Origin of the sequence: Halorubrum aquaticum (assembly GCF_900113615.1) — an archaeon.
GTDB lineage: Archaea > Halobacteriota > Halobacteria > Halobacteriales > Haloferacaceae > Halorubrum > Halorubrum aquaticum.
Genome location: NZ_FOPZ01000023.1, coordinates 24394 through 38293 on the forward strand (window position 1 = coordinate 24394; position 13900 = coordinate 38293).

Below are 13900 nucleotides of genomic sequence, written 5' to 3' on the forward strand. Positions count from 1 at the left end.
GCCGTCGTCTCGTCGCCCTCGGGACTTAAACTGCCGCGGTCGACCGGGCTACCGCTCGGTCTCCGCGAGCACGTCGTCGACGACCGCGAGCGTCCGCTCCGCCTCGGCGACCCGCTCGTCGATCTCGCCGCGCTCCAGTACGGCCAGGTCGTCCTCGTCGAGGGCGTCCCGCACCTCCGCGGCGCGGCGGAGCCGTTCGTACTCCTCGGAACGGGCCAGATCGCGGATCGACCGGAGGTCGGCGACCGTCCCGTCGTCGGCGATCCGCGAAACGAGCGGGATCAGCTCGTCGATCTCGTAGGCCAGCTCGTCGCCGGGGGCCGGCGGCCACTCGAGCGTCAGCGGCTCCGCGTCGATCCGGTCGAGGAACGTCCGGTGGACGGCCACCGCGGTCCGGAGCGCCCCCACGTCCTCGACGTAGTGTTCGAGCTTCGAGTTGGAGTAGTCGGCGTACTCGAGGAGGGTGGGGATCGGCTCCTCGCCGGCGGGATGCTCGTCGACGTACTCGCGGAGGTCAGCGGGCGGGAGGTCGGCGTCGACGAAGGGGGTCGCGTCCGCGCGCTCGAGGAAGTCGAGGACCTCACGGGCCGATTCCGAGGAGTAGAACTCGCGGAACGCCTCGCGGACCGCCTCGTCGTACGCCTCGATCGGCTCGCGGAGCCGGGAGACGTCGGCGTCGAGGTCGGCGTCCGCCATGTCGGCGACCTCGCGGAGTTCGGAGAGTCGGTCGGCGAGCGCGCCGCGGGCGTCGGTGGCTGACTTCCGGGCGCTTCGATACGTGTCGATCGCGTCGTCGCGGTCGGCGAGCAGGTCGACGTAGTCGCCGGCGGGTTCGAGCGCCTCGCGCGCTGCCGCGAAGTCGCTCTCGGAGAGCCGCCGCTTGTCGACGGCCTCGTCGGCGGCGGCGAACGCGTCCGCCGCGGGGACGTCGTCGTCGACGTCGACCGCATTCGCGAACGCTCCCTCGAACTGGACGTAGGAGCCGAAATCGCCCGTGCCGACCGCGTCCTCCTCGTACTGGTCGAGCACGCGGTGTGCCCGGCGGTAGGCGTCGGCGGCGGTCTCGACCCGGTCCTCGCCGAGGTCCGCGATCCGCGATTCGAGCCGACGGAGCTCGTCGTACCGCTCGCGTAGCTCCGCGGCCGCCTCGCCGGCGGACCGGATCGCGTCGGCGTCGGGATCGGCGGCACGATCCGCGTCGGAGTCGGCGTCCGCGGCGGGACCGGTTTCCGGGGGGACCATCAGTACACCTCGTCGGGGTCGAACACTCGCTCGCCGACGTTCTCGCCGTCGATCGTGCGGTGGAAACACGACCGGTGGCCGGTGTGACACGCGCCGACCGACTGGTCGACGAGGTACAACAGGGTGTCGGCGTCACAGTCGACGCGGACCTCCTCGACGGCCTGGGTGTGTCCCGAGGAGCCGCCCTTGTGCCACAGCTCCTCGCGCGATCTGGAGTAGTAGTGGGCCTCGCCCGTCTCGCGGGTCAACTCGAGGGCCTCCGGGGAGACGTACGCCAGCATCAGCACCTCGCCGTCCTCGGCGTCCTGTGCGATGGCGGGGACCAGCCCGTCCTCGCCGAAGTCCACCGCCACGTCGGTGTCCGCGTCGGCCTCGCTCATACGTCGCCGGAGGCGGGCCCCTCGAATAGGCCTTTTGTTAACGTGTCAGAGAACCGTTCGCACACGTCCCATCGGATCACGAGTGAACTGCTCAACATCCACCTTTTTCTCGTCGGGTTCCCGGCGCTCACTGCGTTCGCTTCGGGAACCACTCCTCGAAAAACCTGGAGGGAAAAAGCCGACTTCGCCGTCTTCGACGGCTCCGTCGGTGAACCGCTCACTCCGTTCGCGGACGCTTACTACAGGGGACTCACGGATCGTTCAGCACAGAAGACTCACGGATCGTTCAGTACAGAGGAAGACCTTTTCATATGGATGGGAGTAATGAGGGCAGATGTCTGACACTGAGTTCCCGTCCTCATGGACTGACCCCCGATACGTTGCGGCTATCGTCAGCGTGATCGCTACCGGCGCACTCTACTTTTATGCTGCCCTCACGCAATCTGGGCTAACTATAGAAGAAATCACGCTTGTGATATTCGCTATTCTTCTCCCGACATCAATCGCATACGAAATCGCTCGCCGTTTGTGAACTAACTATAGCAATCCGCTTCATTGACACACCCACCTATCGATTGTTTCGGTAGCGGTAGTGTCGAACCAATAGTATTTCAACAGAGTCCAATTCCTATGAATGGCGAACGCATCGATACAGCAGGACAAAGAGTCCCGAGGTGACTGCGGCAGCGTCCGTTACGAGCGCAATCCATGGCTCTCGAAGCAGGTAGCCGAGGGCAGCGGCAGCCACCACACCGCACTACCACGTCTAAACAATGACCTATTTTGTGGACAGTCGAGCCAAGAATTTGGGAGACATATATTTGTGCTGCTGGGTATTATGACGTATGAGATGGGAAATTTGGACGCTTGCGGGATTATACGTGCTCGTCGGAATCGGACTGTTCTACAGCTTGGCTATTGACTCGGACGAACTGTTTCTCACCGTGACTGCCGCAGTGTTTGCCCTGATGGGCCCGATGGCATACCTCGTATATAAAAAGCAGATTAGTGACGGAGAGTGAGTGGTCGCAAGTCAGATTGAATCGGCATCAGGCCGCGTCTTCTGTGCCATATACACGAGTAATCCGACTATCCCAAAGAATCCATATACGACTCCACGAAGTCGTGGGGACGATTGCTCTCGTTTGGTAGCGTCCCGGGCGACATAATAGCCCACCGTTGGCCAAAAAATCAGTTGGTAGAGGCCGAAGCGGATGAGCAAACCATTATATGCGGTAAGTATGTCCACGCGTACCTACTTCCCACTGGCCCGTTCACCGGCATCTTGGATTTTACCGTAGGCAGGCGCAAGCACGTAATCGACTACCCCGAGCGCGACGATGAATCCCGCCAGTCGAAGTCCGCTGAAGCCGGTATCGGTCCATAGATCCATGAGGACAACCAGCCCAGCCACCCCGATTCCGACCCCGATCCCGACAGTCAACTCCCGTCGATATTCACCCCACCAGACGATGATACCAGCACCCAGCAGCACGATACCACTCACAACTGCATCAATACCAAATGACAGTCCACCGAAGGCGAGCCCACCCAGTATCAGTCCGATCCCGACCCGTCGAAGTTGTTCGACTGGATCAAGTTCCTGCTCACTCATACCAGACACTTCATCACACGAGCACAAAGCACTAAGGTAATTATAGAATCTTAGCGGTCAATACGCACGTCGACTCTGACAGAGGATTCACTAATACAGATCCTGGATGAAATTGACGTCCGCTCGCTCTCGCTCCCGAGCGTGTGGCGCGGCCACCATCCGCCTACTCCCGGCGCAACACGAGCGCGTCGCCGTCGGCGTACGCGCCCGGTCGGCGGTCCACGACGTCGAACCCGCACGTCTCGTAGAGCGCGAGCGCGGCGTCGTTCCCGGGATGGGCTTGGAGCGTCACGGGGCCGGTCGCGTCGTCGACGACCGCCGCGAGGAGCCCGCGGGCGCGACCCTCCCGGCGGAAGTCGGGCGCGACGACGAGTTCGGCGAGGTGACAGCCGGACCGGGTCGGCGCGTCCACCGGGAGCGCGTAGCCGACGACGGGACCGCCCCCGGCGGTTGAACCGCCCGCGTCGTCGGCTGCGCGGCCGTCAGCGACGCTCACGAAGCCGGAGTCGACGGCGATCCCGTACTCGAGCAGGTCCGGGCTCGGCTCCCGGAGGTGGGCCTGGAGCGTCCGAACCCGGTCGGCGTCGGCGGGGCGGATCGGCCGGACCCGCGGGTCGGAGTGGTCCTCCAGGTCGGTCATCAGGTCACCCGACTGCGACGCCGACGCCCACGACGCCGACGGCGACCGCGAGGGCCGCGCCGGAGAGCGTCGCGAGGAAGTTCACGGCCTGGTTCCCGATCCGGTCGCCCTCGATCAGCGCACCGAGGACGCTGTCGACCGTCATCCCGACGACGCCCGCGAGGACGACGGTTCCGACGCCCGCGAGGAGGGTCCCCCCCTCGACCACCGGATCCACGACCGGTAGCGGGGCCGCGGCGAGGAGCGCGATCAGCGCCGCCCCGGCGAGCCCGGCGACCTCGCCCTGCCAGGTCACGGCCCCGTCGGTGCCGGGTTCGACCGGCCGGAGCGTCGTGATCAGCCGCGGGGCGTCGAAGAGCCCGCCGATCTCCGAGGAGAGGGTGTCCGCCATCGCGGTGGCGATCGCGCCGGCGAACGCGAGCCGGAAGATCGACTCGGGCACGCCGACGTGGGGGGCCGCGGCGTAGCCGAGGAGCGCGACGAGCGCGACCGCGGAGTTGGCGAGGACGTTCCCCGTTCCGCGCGCACCCTGGTTCTCCTGGGCGACGCCGCGGTCCGCCTTCTCGTCGAAGCGGTACTTCGAGGCGAGCCCGCCGCCCGCGTAGAAGGCCATCAGCGTGAGGAACCAGGCCACGCCGCCGAGCACGACGGTGAGAAGCGAGAGCAACACGCCGGTGAGCATCCCCGGAACCGAGGCGGCCCCGAGCGCGTACGAGACGTACCCGAGCCCGGCCGTCACGGCGAGGGCCGCGACGACGCCGGGGGCGGTCACGGTCGGGTCCAGCGCCGTGAACCCCCACGCGACGAGCGCGACGACGACGACCGTGATGTGGGCGTCCCGCGCGTACACGAGCGATCGGACGAGCGCCGCGGTCAGGACCGCGACGGAGCCGAGGAACGCGAACTCGGGAAGCGAGCCGACGAGCGCGTCGGGCCCGGCGGCGGAGAGGGAACCGGCGGCCGGGACGGCGGGGACGGCGGTCGCGACCGCCCCGGATCCGATCTGTCCGGCGACCGCGGCGACGCCGCCGGCGACGAGGTAGCCGGCCACGAGCCGGAACTCGTCCTCGGAGCGCGTCCGGACGAGTTCGCGCCCGAGCCGACCGCCGCCGACCGCGAGCGCGGCCGCGGCGAACGCCCCGGTAGGCAGGGGAACCGGGGGGAACGTGGCGACGACGGCGAGCCCCGCGAGCGCGAGCGCGAACGCGCCGACGCCGTAGAGGCGCTCCTCCTCCCTGTCGCCCGGGAGCGCGAGGGTCTCGAACCACTCCCCGTCGCGGATCCCGAGGAGGAACACGCCGGCGGCGAGCAGGAACGGAGCGACGGCGGCGGTGCCGAGCGCCGGCGTGAGCGTCGCGAGCGCGGCCACCGCGGCGAACACGCTCGCACGTCTGACCCTCCGATACACACCCACGAGTATCCGCGACGACCACTTAACCCTCCCGACAGCGGGGCGACGCACCCGTTCGATGGGCGAGGAAGAACCGACGACGGCGGCGAGCCGACGGGCTCGGCAGTACTCGTAACCGGGCGGGAACGAACCGGTCGCCGCTCAGTACCGGTACTCGTTGAACTGGACCGCGTGACCCTCGATGACCGGAACGGTGGCCTCGTCGTCGGCGTCGTCGTCTCCGGCCGTGTCGTGTGAGTCAACCGCTGTCATACGCTGGTAGTTACCGTACTGCTACATAAACTATGCGGAAAGAACGTCCGGTACTCTACGGTTCCCTTCCGTTCAGTCGAGCACGCGGTCGATCTCGCCGAGGTGGTCGAGGACGTGGTCGGGTTCGACGTCGCTCTCGGCCAGATCGGCCTCGTCGGTGACGCCCGAGAGCACGAGGGCGGTGGTCATTCCGGCGCGCGCGCCGAGTTCGATGTCGGTGTCGAGGCGGTCGCCGACGACGAGACACTCCTCGGGCGGGTACGGGAGCCGCTCGCGGACGGCCTCGATGGCGGGATCGGAGGGTTTCCCGAGGACGACGTCGGGGTCGCGTTCGGCGACGGCCGCGACCGCCCGGATCACCGCGCCGGACCCGGGAACGTCCCGCTCGGCCGCGGGAATGACCACGTCGGGGTCCGTCCCGATGAACGGGATCCCGCGGTCGAGCGCCCACAGGGCCGTACAGAGGTCGTCGTAGTCGAACGACCGGTCGATCGAGGCGACGAGGGCGTCCGCGGCGTCGACGTCGTCCGTCGTCGAGAGCCCCGCGTCGGCGAACTGCTCGAGCAGGCCGGGGGCGCCGAGACAGAGCAGGTCGTCGTCGGGGTGGTGCTCGCGGAGGTACGCCGTGGTCACGCTCCCGGCGGTGACCACGTCCGCGGCGGTCGCGTCGTACCCCGCCGCGCCCAGTCGGTCGACGTACGCTGACGGGGCCTTCGTCGGGTTGTTCGAGACGAACAGCGTCTCGATGCCGGCCTCGCGAAGCCGGCGATAGCCCGACGGCGCGCCGGGGATCGGGTCGTTGCCCCGCACGACCGTCCCGTCGACGTCGAGGACGGCACCGGAGAACTCCATGTCTCCCCCTGGGTCGCCGTCGTCGTAGGAGTTGCGCTCGCCGGCGGGTCGGGCGTCGGCCCGTCCGGTCCGACCGTCGGGCACGCTCGGGCCAGTCCGACGGCCGGGCGCGTTCCGACCCGTGTGGCCCGGGACCGTTCCAACATCGGGATCGGTCGCAGCTTCGGGATAACGGAAGGGTAAAGCGGCACCGGTCCGAATCGAGGTGTACTGTGACGACGACCCAGGTGACCCTCGTCCAGATCGACAACTACGGGCCGTGGACGGTGACGCCGGAGCCGCGCCGGGAGATGGACCTCCAGAGCCTCCAGTCCCGGCTCTTCGCCGACATCGCCGAGTTCCTCGGCCACCGGGACGGGTACGCCTTCTTCACCCGCTTCGACAACATGATCGCGGTGACGAACGGGGTCGACGGCGACGCCCACGCCACGCTTCAGGAATCGATCGGCAACCGCTATCCGGTGACCGTCAGCCTCGGGACCGCCGTGGGCGAGCGGCCGATCGACGCCCTCGAGGCGGCCAACGGCCGGCTCCAGACCGAAGGGAGCGCACAGGACGAGGGCCGGACCGAGGTGCTCGCCGGCGAGTACCTGACCGAGACGAACCCCGGAGACGTCCAGATCGCCCACTTCGACGTGGTGAACGTGACCGGCAAGTACACCGACCGGCTCAACGAGTTCGACACGTTCATCGACATCGAGCGGGCGTACGCGTCCCTGATGCGACACCTCCGGCGGGAACACGGCGCGCTCTCCTTCTTCGTCGGCGGCGACAACGTGATCGCCGTCTGCCCGGACATGCCCGAGTCCGCGTTCGCGGACGCGGTCGACCACGTCGTCGCCGACGTCGACGTGGAGCTTCAGGTCGGCGTCGGTCGCGGGGCCTCCGCCCACGAGGCGGGCTTCGCCGCGAAACACGCCCTGGAGGACTGTCGCCACGCCGGGACCGCGGTCGAGCTGTTCGGCGCGCCCGCCGCGAGCGACTGAGATGGGCGGCCGGGGCGGCGGCTCCGAGGGCGACGCCCTCGATGCCGACGAGGTGGCCGATACTCCCCACGTCGGGATCGTCGTCTACGGCGACCTCGACGCCCGCTCCGGAGGATTCCTCTACGACCGGCGGCTCGCAGACCACCTCGGGGACCACGGCTGGACGGTCGAGGTCGTCTCGCTGCCCGAGCGCCCCTACCGACGATCGCTTCTCACGAACCTCGCTCCCGGACTGGTCGAGCGGCTCGAACGCGTCGACGTCGTCCTCGAGGACGCCTACTGCGGCCCGTCGCTGTTCCTCGCGAACCGCCGGCTCGAGACGCCCGTGGTCGCGTTGGTCCACTACCTCCGGTCCGCGGTCGTCGGCGAGTCCGTCGGCGACCGGGCAGTTCGGGCGATTGAACGCGACTACCTCCGGACCGCGGACGCGTACGTGTTCAACAGTCGCCCGACGCGGGACGCGGTCGCCGAACTGTGTGGGGTCGACGACGACGAGGAGCAGATCACGTTTCCGGGCGTCGTCGCGCCCCCCGCCGGCGATCGGCTCGGGACGGCACCGGCGCTCTCGGGGGACCGACTGGCTCGGGACCCGTTCCGGGTGGTCGCCGTCGGCAACGTCACCCCGCGGAAGGGGATCGCGACCCTGATCCGCGGACTGTCGCTCCTCGACGACGGGATCGACTGGCGACTCCGCGTCGTCGGCGACGTCGGCGTCGCGCCCGACCACGTCGCGTCGTTGCGGGCGCTCGCCGACCGCCGCGGGGTCACGGACCTGGTCGAGTTCGCCGGCCGCGTCGACGACGACGCGCTCCGGGAGGAACTGCGCTCGGCGCACGTCCTCGCGGTCCCGTCCCGGTACGAACCGTTCGGGATCGTCTACCTCGAGGGGATGGCGTTCGGGCTGCCGGCGATCGCCTCGGCGAACGGCGGGGCGAGCGACTTCGTCGGCGACCACAACGGCGCGCTCGTTCCGCCGGGCGACGCCGAGGCAGTCGCGGACGCTATCGGGTCGCTGGCGCGCGACCGCGAACGACTCCGGCGGCTGAGCGAGGCGGCGCGCGAGACCTTCCGGGAACACCCCACCTGGGAGGAGACCTGCGATCGCGTTCGGCGGTTCCTCCGCGGGATCGTCGAGGACGACTCGGGTTCCGGATCGACCGAAGTTGCCGGATCACGGGAACATCAGATGTGATAACTCGCGTGTGACCTTTTTATGTCCATGCTGGCAACGGCCGGATAGCATGTCAGAAGAGATAGTTTTCGTCTGTACGGCGGAGGGGTGTGACGCCGGGCCGTGGGAGGGCGCTCACGACGCGATGGCCCACTGCGAGCAGAACCCTGACCACGGGTACACCGGCCGACCGCGCTCGGAGGTGGACGGAGTTATCCCCGCGACCGCGGTCGAGAAGCGCGACAACCGGAACCTCCAACACAAGGGGCACCCGGAGGGCGCGTTGGCGAACGACGACTGAGTTCGCCGGTCTCTCCCCGTCGGTCTCAGTCCTCCTCGAACAGCCCGAGGTCCTCGGCGACGAGGTCGGCCAACTGGTCCTTGAGCCCCGGGTCGACCTCGGCCACCTCCTCGCCGTCGTGTTTCCCCTCGTTGTGCCGGGAGAGCGCGTCGGCCACGTCCGAGAGCGGGATCCGCGTCTCCGTCTCGCAGTCGGTACACACGATCGGGACGGTCGGCTCCTCGGAAGACATCGCTCGGAGAGTGGTGGGTGGCCGATATAGTCCTTCGGGGACGCGACTCGAAAACCCCTAAGTCACGGCGACCCAAGCCGACGTATGGTCGAGGCACCAGCGACGGAGGAAGGGTGGTTCGCGCTGCACGAGTTCCGGTCGATCGACTGGGACGCGTGGCGGAACGCGCCCGACCGGAAGCGGGAGCGGGCCGTCGAGGAGGGCCGGTCGTACCTGCTCCATCGTGAGAAGCTCGCGGCCGCCGACGCCGGCGACTCCGCGGTCTTCTCCGTGCTCGGGCACAAGGCCGACCTCCTCACGATCCACTTCCGTCCGACGCTCGACGAGCTGTCGACGATCGAGCGCGGCTTCGAGAACACCGCGCTCGCGGAGTTCACGACGAAGGAGTCGTCGTACGTCTCGGTCACCGAGGTGTCGGGGTACGTCTCGGACGCCTACTTCGAGGGCGACGAGGAGGACGTCGACGAGGGACTCCGACGGTACATCGAGGGGAAGCTGAAACCGGAGATGCCGGACGATGAGTACGTCTCCTTCTACCCGATGAGCAAGCGTCGCGGGGAGGAGTACAACTGGTACGACCTCTCCTTCGAGGAGCGCGCCGAGCTGATGTCCGGCCACGGCGACACCGGTCGCGAGTACGCCGGGAGGATCAAACAGGTGATCGCCTCCTCCGTCGGCTTCGACGACCACGAGTGGGGCGTGACGCTGTTCGGCTCGGACCCGACCGACATCAAGGACATCGTCTACGAGATGCGCTTCGACGAGGCCTCCTCGCGGTACGGCGAGTTCGGGCGGTTCTACGTCGGCCGCCGGTTCCCGCCGCGCGACCTCGGCGCGTACCTCGCCGGCGAGGCGGTCCCGACCGGCGAGAACGACGCGAACGGCCATCACGCCGGAGACGATTCGGCCCACGGTCACCACGGCGGGGACGATTCGGGTCACGGCCACCACGGCGACGAGGGAGACACGCACGGGCATCACGGCGGCGGCTCGGCTCACGGCGACCATCCCCACGACGAGGACGCCGGCGGCGAGGGCGACCACCCGCACGGCGGCGAGGACGCGGGATCCCCTGACGCGGACGATGCTCCTGCCGCCGATGACGGGATCCGCGGCGAGCTCGCCGACCTCGACATCTACGCCGGCAAGCCCCACGGCGAGGACGTGTTCGCCACGGTGCTGTACAGCGAGGCCGACGTCGACGAGCTGTTCGGGGAGGTCGAGGGGCTCCGCGCCAACTTCGACCACTACGGCACCCACGTGAAGACCGCGGTCTACGAGGGCCGGTCGACCGACCGCGCCGCCGTCGTCTCGCTCTGGGAGACCGCCTCGGCGGCCGAGACCGCCGCCGGGTTCCTCTCCGAGCTTCCCGAGGTCGTGGGCCGCGCCGGCGAGGAGTCCGGATTCGGGACGATGGGGATGTTCTACACGGTCAAGCCCGAACACCGGGAGGACTTCACCGACACGTTCGACGAGATCGGCGAGGCGCTCGCCGGAATGGACGGCCACATCGAGACCGACCTGATGGTGAACGTCGAGGACGAGAACGACATGTTCATCGCTAGCCAGTGGCACGCGAAGGACGACGCGATGGAGTTCTTCGGCTCCGAGGAGTTCCGCGAGACCGTCCAGTGGGGTCGCGAGGTCCTCGCGGACCGGCCGCGACACGTCTTCTTGGCCTGACGGGTCGTCCCGATCCGGGCCGGCGGAGCGTCCCGACCGCTCCCGGGCCGCGTCGTGCCGGGTCGGCGGAGCGTCCCGATCCCGCGACCGCCCCCTTTTAACTTCCGCGTCGGCGAACGGTCGGCCATGTTCGACACGATCGTGGTCGCGACGGACGGCTCCGACAGCGTGGGTCGGGCGGTCGACGTCGCGGTCGACGTGGCCGCCCGCTTCGACGCGACGGTCCACGCGCTGTACGTCCTCGACACCGGCGAGGTCGAGTCGTCGCCCGACGAGGTGCGCGAGGACCTCCGGGACGCGCTCGACGACCACGGGGAGCGCGCGCTCGCGGACGTCGTCGAGCGCGGCACGGAACGGGACGACGGTCTCGACGTCGTGACCGACGTACGCGAGGGACGGCCGGCCAGGGAGGTCGTCTCGTACGCCGACGAGATCGACGCCGACCTCGTCGTCACCGGGACGCGCGGGCGACACGGGGAGAACCGGTTTCTCATCGGGTCGGTCGCCGAGAACGTCGTCAGGACCTGTCGCGTTCCCGTGTTGACGGTTCGCCGGCTGACCGACGAGGACCCCCGACGAGTCACGTTCTGAGCGGCCGACGGCGGCGGCTCGAAACCCGTCTCAGAACACCCGGTTCCGGAGTTCCTCGCCGGCGGCCAGCCGCTCGAGGTTCTCCGTGAGGACGTCGGCGACGCGGTCGAAGTACTCGGGCGTGTGCCCGGCGTTGTGCGGCGTGATCGTGACGTCCGAGAGCCCCCACAGCGGGTGGTCCTCGGGGAGCGGCTCGGGGTCGGTCACGTCGAGGGCGGCCCCGCGGATCCGGTTGTTCCGGAGCGCGGAGACGAGCGCGTCGGTGTCGACGACGCGGCCGCGCGCGACGTTGACGAGCACGGCGTCCGAACGCATGGTCCGGAGGACGTCGCCGTCGACCAGCCCCTCCGTCGCGTCCGAGAGCGGACAGGCGAGGACGACGTACTCGGCGTCGGCGACCGCCTCGTGGATCCGGTCGAAGCCGACCACCTCGTCGGTCGGACCGCCCTTCTCCGGCGTGTAGCGGACGCCGACCGTCTCCACGTCGAACGCGGAGAGCCGGTCGACGATCGTCTCCCCGATGGCTCCGAGGCCGACGACGGCGACGCGAGAGCCGTACACCTCCGTCGTGGGGTACGAACGCCACTCGCGGCGCTGCTTCTGGCGCTGTGCGCGGGGGAACCCGCGCGCGTGGCCGATCATCGATCCGACGACGTACTCGGCGATGTTCGGCCCGTGGACGCCGGAGGCGTTCGTCACCGCGACGCCGTGCTCCTCGAACGCCTCGCGGGGGAGGTGGCCCGTCCCCGCGTACACGCAGGCGAAGAGTTCCAGGTTCTCGGCGGCCGCGAGGTCGTCCTCCTCGGCCGTGAAGCCGGTCGCGACCCGCGCCCGCGAGAGGTACTCGCGCTCCTCGGCGGGCGTCCGTGCGAGCGCGACCTCGCGGTCGGGGAGTCGCTCGCGGAGTATCTCGGCGTAGTCGCTGCCCTCGATGCCGTGGATCTTCTGTCGCAGGACGACGACGTCCGGGTCCGTCATGTCCGTGCGGACGGTGAGGGAGCGTAAAAGGCTCGCCACCGCGGCCTCTACTTCCGGGTCCGGGTCACCGCGACCGGCGAGGTCCGGTCGACGACCGACGACGATCGATGACCGACGATGATCGATGACCGACGACCGACGACGGACCGCGGACGGGTTCGATCCGCGGGAACCCGCCCGCTCACTCCAGAGCCGCGTCGAACGCCCGCTGGAGGTCGGTTTTCATGTCGTCGACGTGCTCGATCCCGACGGAGACGCGGATCAGCCCGTCGGTGAGCCCGGCGGCGAGCCGCTCCTCGCGCGGGATCGCGGCGTGGGTCATCGCGGCCGGCTGCTCGATGAGGCTCTCGACGCCGCCGAGCGACTCCGCGAGCGTGAACACCTCCGTCTCCTCCACGACCGTCGAGGCCTCCTCCAGGGTGCCGTCGAACTCGAAGGAGAGCATCCCGCCGAAGTCGTCCATCTGTTCCGCGGCGACCTCGTGGTGCGGGTGCGACTCCAGACCGGGGTAGTAGACGCGGCTCACGTCGTCGTGGCCCTGGAGCCACTCCGCGAGTTCCGCCGCGTTCTCGCAGTGGCGGTCCATCCGCACGGGGAGCGTCTTCGTGCCCCGCAACACGAGGAACGCGTCGAACGGGCCGGGCGTCGCGCCGACCGAGTTCTGATAGAAGCCGATCCGCTCGTCCAACTCGGCGTCGTCGACGATGAGCGCCCCGCCGATGGTGTCGGAGTGGCCGCCGAGGTACTTCGTGAGCGACTGGCAGACGACGTCCGCGCCGTGCTCGAGCGGGCGCTGGAGGTACGGCGTCGCGAACGTGTTGTCGACCGCACACAGCGCGTCGCCCTCGTGGGCGATCCCCGCGAGCGCGCCGATGTCGTTCACGTTCATCAGCGGGTTCGTGGGCGTCTCGACCCAGACCAACTCCGTGTTCGGCCGCATCGCCTCGCGGACCGCGTCGTGGTCGGTGGTGTCGACGAAGGTGGTGTCGACGTCGTACTCGTCGTACACCTGCGTGAGGATCCGGTGGGTGCCGCCGTAGACGTCGTCGCCGGCGACGACGTGGTCGCCCGAGGAGAGCAGGTTGAGGACCGTGTTTATCGCGCCCATTCCGGAGGAGAAACAGCGGGCGTGGCTCCCCGACTCCAGCGACGCGAGGTTCTCCTCGAGGTCGGTGCGCGTGGGGTTCCCGGTCCGGGAGTACTCGTAACCGCGGTGGTCCCCCGGGCCGTCCTGCTTATACGTCGAGTTGGCGTGGATCGGGGTCATCAGCGCGCCCGTCTTCGGGTCCGGCTCCTGGCCGGCGTGGATCGCCCGCGTCTCGAACCGGGAGTCGTCGACGTCGGCGTCGCCGTCGTCCGCTGGGTCGTGATCGCTCATGCGTGGGTCCTCGGCGGCCGGGGTCGTCACTCTTGTCCTTCCGGTCGGTGACGGGAACGAAGCCGACGGCTCCGAGGTCGGCTCCGCGAGAAGTGCTCGGTCAGGGATTTGAACCACGGTCGTTCCGCTTCGTCACTCTCTGATTCAAATCGCCGACGCTGCGCGTCTGCTCGTCACGTCGTTCCTCG

Annotated in this window: 16 protein-coding genes; 7 read left to right on the forward strand and 9 right to left on the reverse strand. The window is 68.8% G+C overall.

The genetic code is table 11. The annotated features are described in order from the left end of the window. Positions 1–48 precede the first annotated feature (48 nt). Positions 49–1242 (reverse strand): DUF7118 family protein, encoded by a 1194-nt coding sequence (locus F3H10_RS14610; protein ID WP_149785510.1) that lies wholly within the window; start codon positions 1240–1242, stop codon positions 49–51. Then, positions 1242–1622 carry a phosphoribosyl-AMP cyclohydrolase gene (gene hisI, locus F3H10_RS14615; RefSeq protein WP_149785511.1) on the reverse strand — a complete coding sequence of 127 codons (381 nt, stop codon included), beginning with the start codon at positions 1620–1622 and terminating at the stop codon, positions 1242–1244. Before hisI ends, F3H10_RS14610 begins: the two co-directional genes overlap by 1 nt. Before the next feature lie 42 nt (positions 1623–1664). On the opposite strand from hisI, the gene F3H10_RS14620 reads away from it, so the two are divergent. Then, positions 1665–1964 carry a hypothetical protein gene (locus F3H10_RS14620; protein WP_149785512.1) on the forward strand — a complete coding sequence of 100 codons (300 nt, stop codon included), beginning with the start codon at positions 1665–1667 and terminating at the stop codon, positions 1962–1964. A gap of 503 nt (positions 1965–2467) precedes the next feature. Continuing rightward, positions 2468–2644 (forward strand): hypothetical protein, encoded by a 177-nt coding sequence (locus F3H10_RS16155; RefSeq protein WP_188127951.1) that lies wholly within the window; start codon positions 2468–2470, stop codon positions 2642–2644. A gap of 233 nt (positions 2645–2877) precedes the next feature. Here F3H10_RS16155 and F3H10_RS14635 read toward each other — a convergent pair whose 3' ends face one another. The 4 genes from F3H10_RS14635 to F3H10_RS14650 all read right to left on the reverse strand — a co-directional run bounded on the left by F3H10_RS14635 (position 2878) and on the right by F3H10_RS14650 (position 6392). Next, complete coding sequence (locus tag F3H10_RS14635) at positions 2878–3237, reverse strand: hypothetical protein (RefSeq protein ID WP_149785515.1); 360 nt, start codon at positions 3235–3237, stop codon at positions 2878–2880. A gap of 163 nt (positions 3238–3400) precedes the next feature. Beyond that, the gene (locus tag F3H10_RS14640) at positions 3401–3877 is read right to left on the reverse strand and encodes a GNAT family N-acetyltransferase (protein ID WP_149785516.1); all 477 of its coding nucleotides are present in this window, start codon (positions 3875–3877) and stop codon (positions 3401–3403) included. A 4-nt stretch (positions 3878–3881) separates the two neighbouring features. Next, on the reverse strand, positions 3882–5285 hold the full coding sequence (locus F3H10_RS14645) for a DUF92 domain-containing protein (protein ID WP_188127952.1): 1404 nt from the start codon (positions 5283–5285) through the stop codon (positions 3882–3884). Positions 5286–5612: 327 nt separating this feature from the next. Next, positions 5613–6392: an HAD-IIA family hydrolase gene (locus F3H10_RS14650; protein WP_149785528.1), complete on the reverse strand. Its 780-nt coding sequence runs from the start codon at positions 6390–6392 to the stop codon at positions 5613–5615. Positions 6393–6604: 212 nt separating this feature from the next. Here F3H10_RS14650 and F3H10_RS14655 point away from each other — a divergent pair, with 212 nt between their 5' ends. Genes F3H10_RS14655 through F3H10_RS14665 form a run of 3 tightly spaced genes read left to right on the forward strand, consistent with a single transcriptional unit; the run spans position 6605 to position 8850 of the window. Continuing rightward, complete coding sequence (locus tag F3H10_RS14655) at positions 6605–7378, forward strand: GTP cyclohydrolase III (RefSeq protein ID WP_149785517.1); 774 nt, start codon at positions 6605–6607, stop codon at positions 7376–7378. Position 7379: 1 nt separating this feature from the next. Continuing rightward, entirely contained in the window at positions 7380–8570 is a 1191-nt protein-coding gene (locus F3H10_RS14660) for a glycosyltransferase family 4 protein (RefSeq protein ID WP_149785518.1), read from the forward strand. Between the two features lie 49 nt (positions 8571–8619). Then, the gene (locus F3H10_RS14665) at positions 8620–8850 is read left to right on the forward strand and encodes a hypothetical protein (protein WP_149785519.1); all 231 of its coding nucleotides are present in this window, start codon (positions 8620–8622) and stop codon (positions 8848–8850) included. Positions 8851–8875: 25 nt separating this feature from the next. Here F3H10_RS14665 and F3H10_RS14670 read toward each other — a convergent pair whose 3' ends face one another. After that, positions 8876–9082, reverse strand: coding sequence for a hypothetical protein (locus tag F3H10_RS14670; protein ID WP_149785520.1), 207 nt, complete (start codon positions 9080–9082; stop codon positions 8876–8878). An 84-nt stretch (positions 9083–9166) separates the two neighbouring features. Here F3H10_RS14670 and F3H10_RS14675 point away from each other — a divergent pair, with 84 nt between their 5' ends. Together F3H10_RS14675 and F3H10_RS14680 are read left to right on the forward strand one after the other, a co-directional pair. Beyond that, positions 9167–10765: a heme-binding protein gene (locus tag F3H10_RS14675; protein WP_149785521.1), complete on the forward strand. Its 1599-nt coding sequence runs from the start codon at positions 9167–9169 to the stop codon at positions 10763–10765. 126 nt (positions 10766–10891) lie between these two features. Then, positions 10892–11356 carry a universal stress protein gene (locus F3H10_RS14680; RefSeq protein WP_149785522.1) on the forward strand — a complete coding sequence of 155 codons (465 nt, stop codon included), beginning with the start codon at positions 10892–10894 and terminating at the stop codon, positions 11354–11356. Between the two features lie 30 nt (positions 11357–11386). On the opposite strand, the gene F3H10_RS14685 is transcribed toward F3H10_RS14680, so the two are convergent. Beyond that, positions 11387–12334 carry a D-2-hydroxyacid dehydrogenase gene (locus F3H10_RS14685; RefSeq protein WP_149785523.1) on the reverse strand — a complete coding sequence of 316 codons (948 nt, stop codon included), beginning with the start codon at positions 12332–12334 and terminating at the stop codon, positions 11387–11389. A gap of 181 nt (positions 12335–12515) precedes the next feature. After that, the gene (locus F3H10_RS14690; protein WP_149785524.1) at positions 12516–13712 is read right to left on the reverse strand and encodes a cystathionine gamma-synthase; all 1197 of its coding nucleotides are present in this window, start codon (positions 13710–13712) and stop codon (positions 12516–12518) included. Positions 13713–13900 lie beyond the last annotated feature (188 nt).

Excerpts from the sequence above, each read along its gene's own strand:
- F3H10_RS14665 (WP_149785519.1), top strand. The coding sequence starts at position 8,620 with ATGTCAGAAGAGATAGTTTTCGTCTGTACGGCGGAGGGGTGTGACGCC.
- F3H10_RS16155 (WP_188127951.1), top strand. The coding sequence starts at position 2,468 with ATGAGATGGGAAATTTGGACGCTTGCGGGATTATACGTGCTCGTCGGA.
- F3H10_RS14610 (WP_149785510.1), bottom strand. The coding sequence starts at position 1,242 with ATGGTCCCCCCGGAAACCGGTCCCGCCGCGGACGCCGACTCCGACGCG.
- F3H10_RS14685 (WP_149785523.1), bottom strand. The coding sequence starts at position 12,334 with ATGACGGACCCGGACGTCGTCGTCCTGCGACAGAAGATCCACGGCATC.
- F3H10_RS14690 (WP_149785524.1), bottom strand. The coding sequence starts at position 13,712 with ATGAGCGATCACGACCCAGCGGACGACGGCGACGCCGACGTCGACGAC.
- F3H10_RS14635 (WP_149785515.1), bottom strand. The coding sequence starts at position 3,237 with ATGAGTGAGCAGGAACTTGATCCAGTCGAACAACTTCGACGGGTCGGG.
- F3H10_RS14650 (WP_149785528.1), bottom strand. The coding sequence starts at position 6,392 with ATGGAGTTCTCCGGTGCCGTCCTCGACGTCGACGGGACGGTCGTGCGG.
- F3H10_RS14680 (WP_149785522.1), top strand. The coding sequence starts at position 10,892 with ATGTTCGACACGATCGTGGTCGCGACGGACGGCTCCGACAGCGTGGGT.
- F3H10_RS14640 (WP_149785516.1), bottom strand. The coding sequence starts at position 3,877 with ATGACCGACCTGGAGGACCACTCCGACCCGCGGGTCCGGCCGATCCGC.
- F3H10_RS14675 (WP_149785521.1), top strand. The coding sequence starts at position 9,167 with ATGGTCGAGGCACCAGCGACGGAGGAAGGGTGGTTCGCGCTGCACGAG.
- F3H10_RS14670 (WP_149785520.1), bottom strand. The coding sequence starts at position 9,082 with ATGTCTTCCGAGGAGCCGACCGTCCCGATCGTGTGTACCGACTGCGAG.
- hisI (WP_149785511.1), bottom strand. The coding sequence starts at position 1,622 with ATGAGCGAGGCCGACGCGGACACCGACGTGGCGGTGGACTTCGGCGAG.
- F3H10_RS14660 (WP_149785518.1), top strand. The coding sequence starts at position 7,380 with ATGGGCGGCCGGGGCGGCGGCTCCGAGGGCGACGCCCTCGATGCCGAC.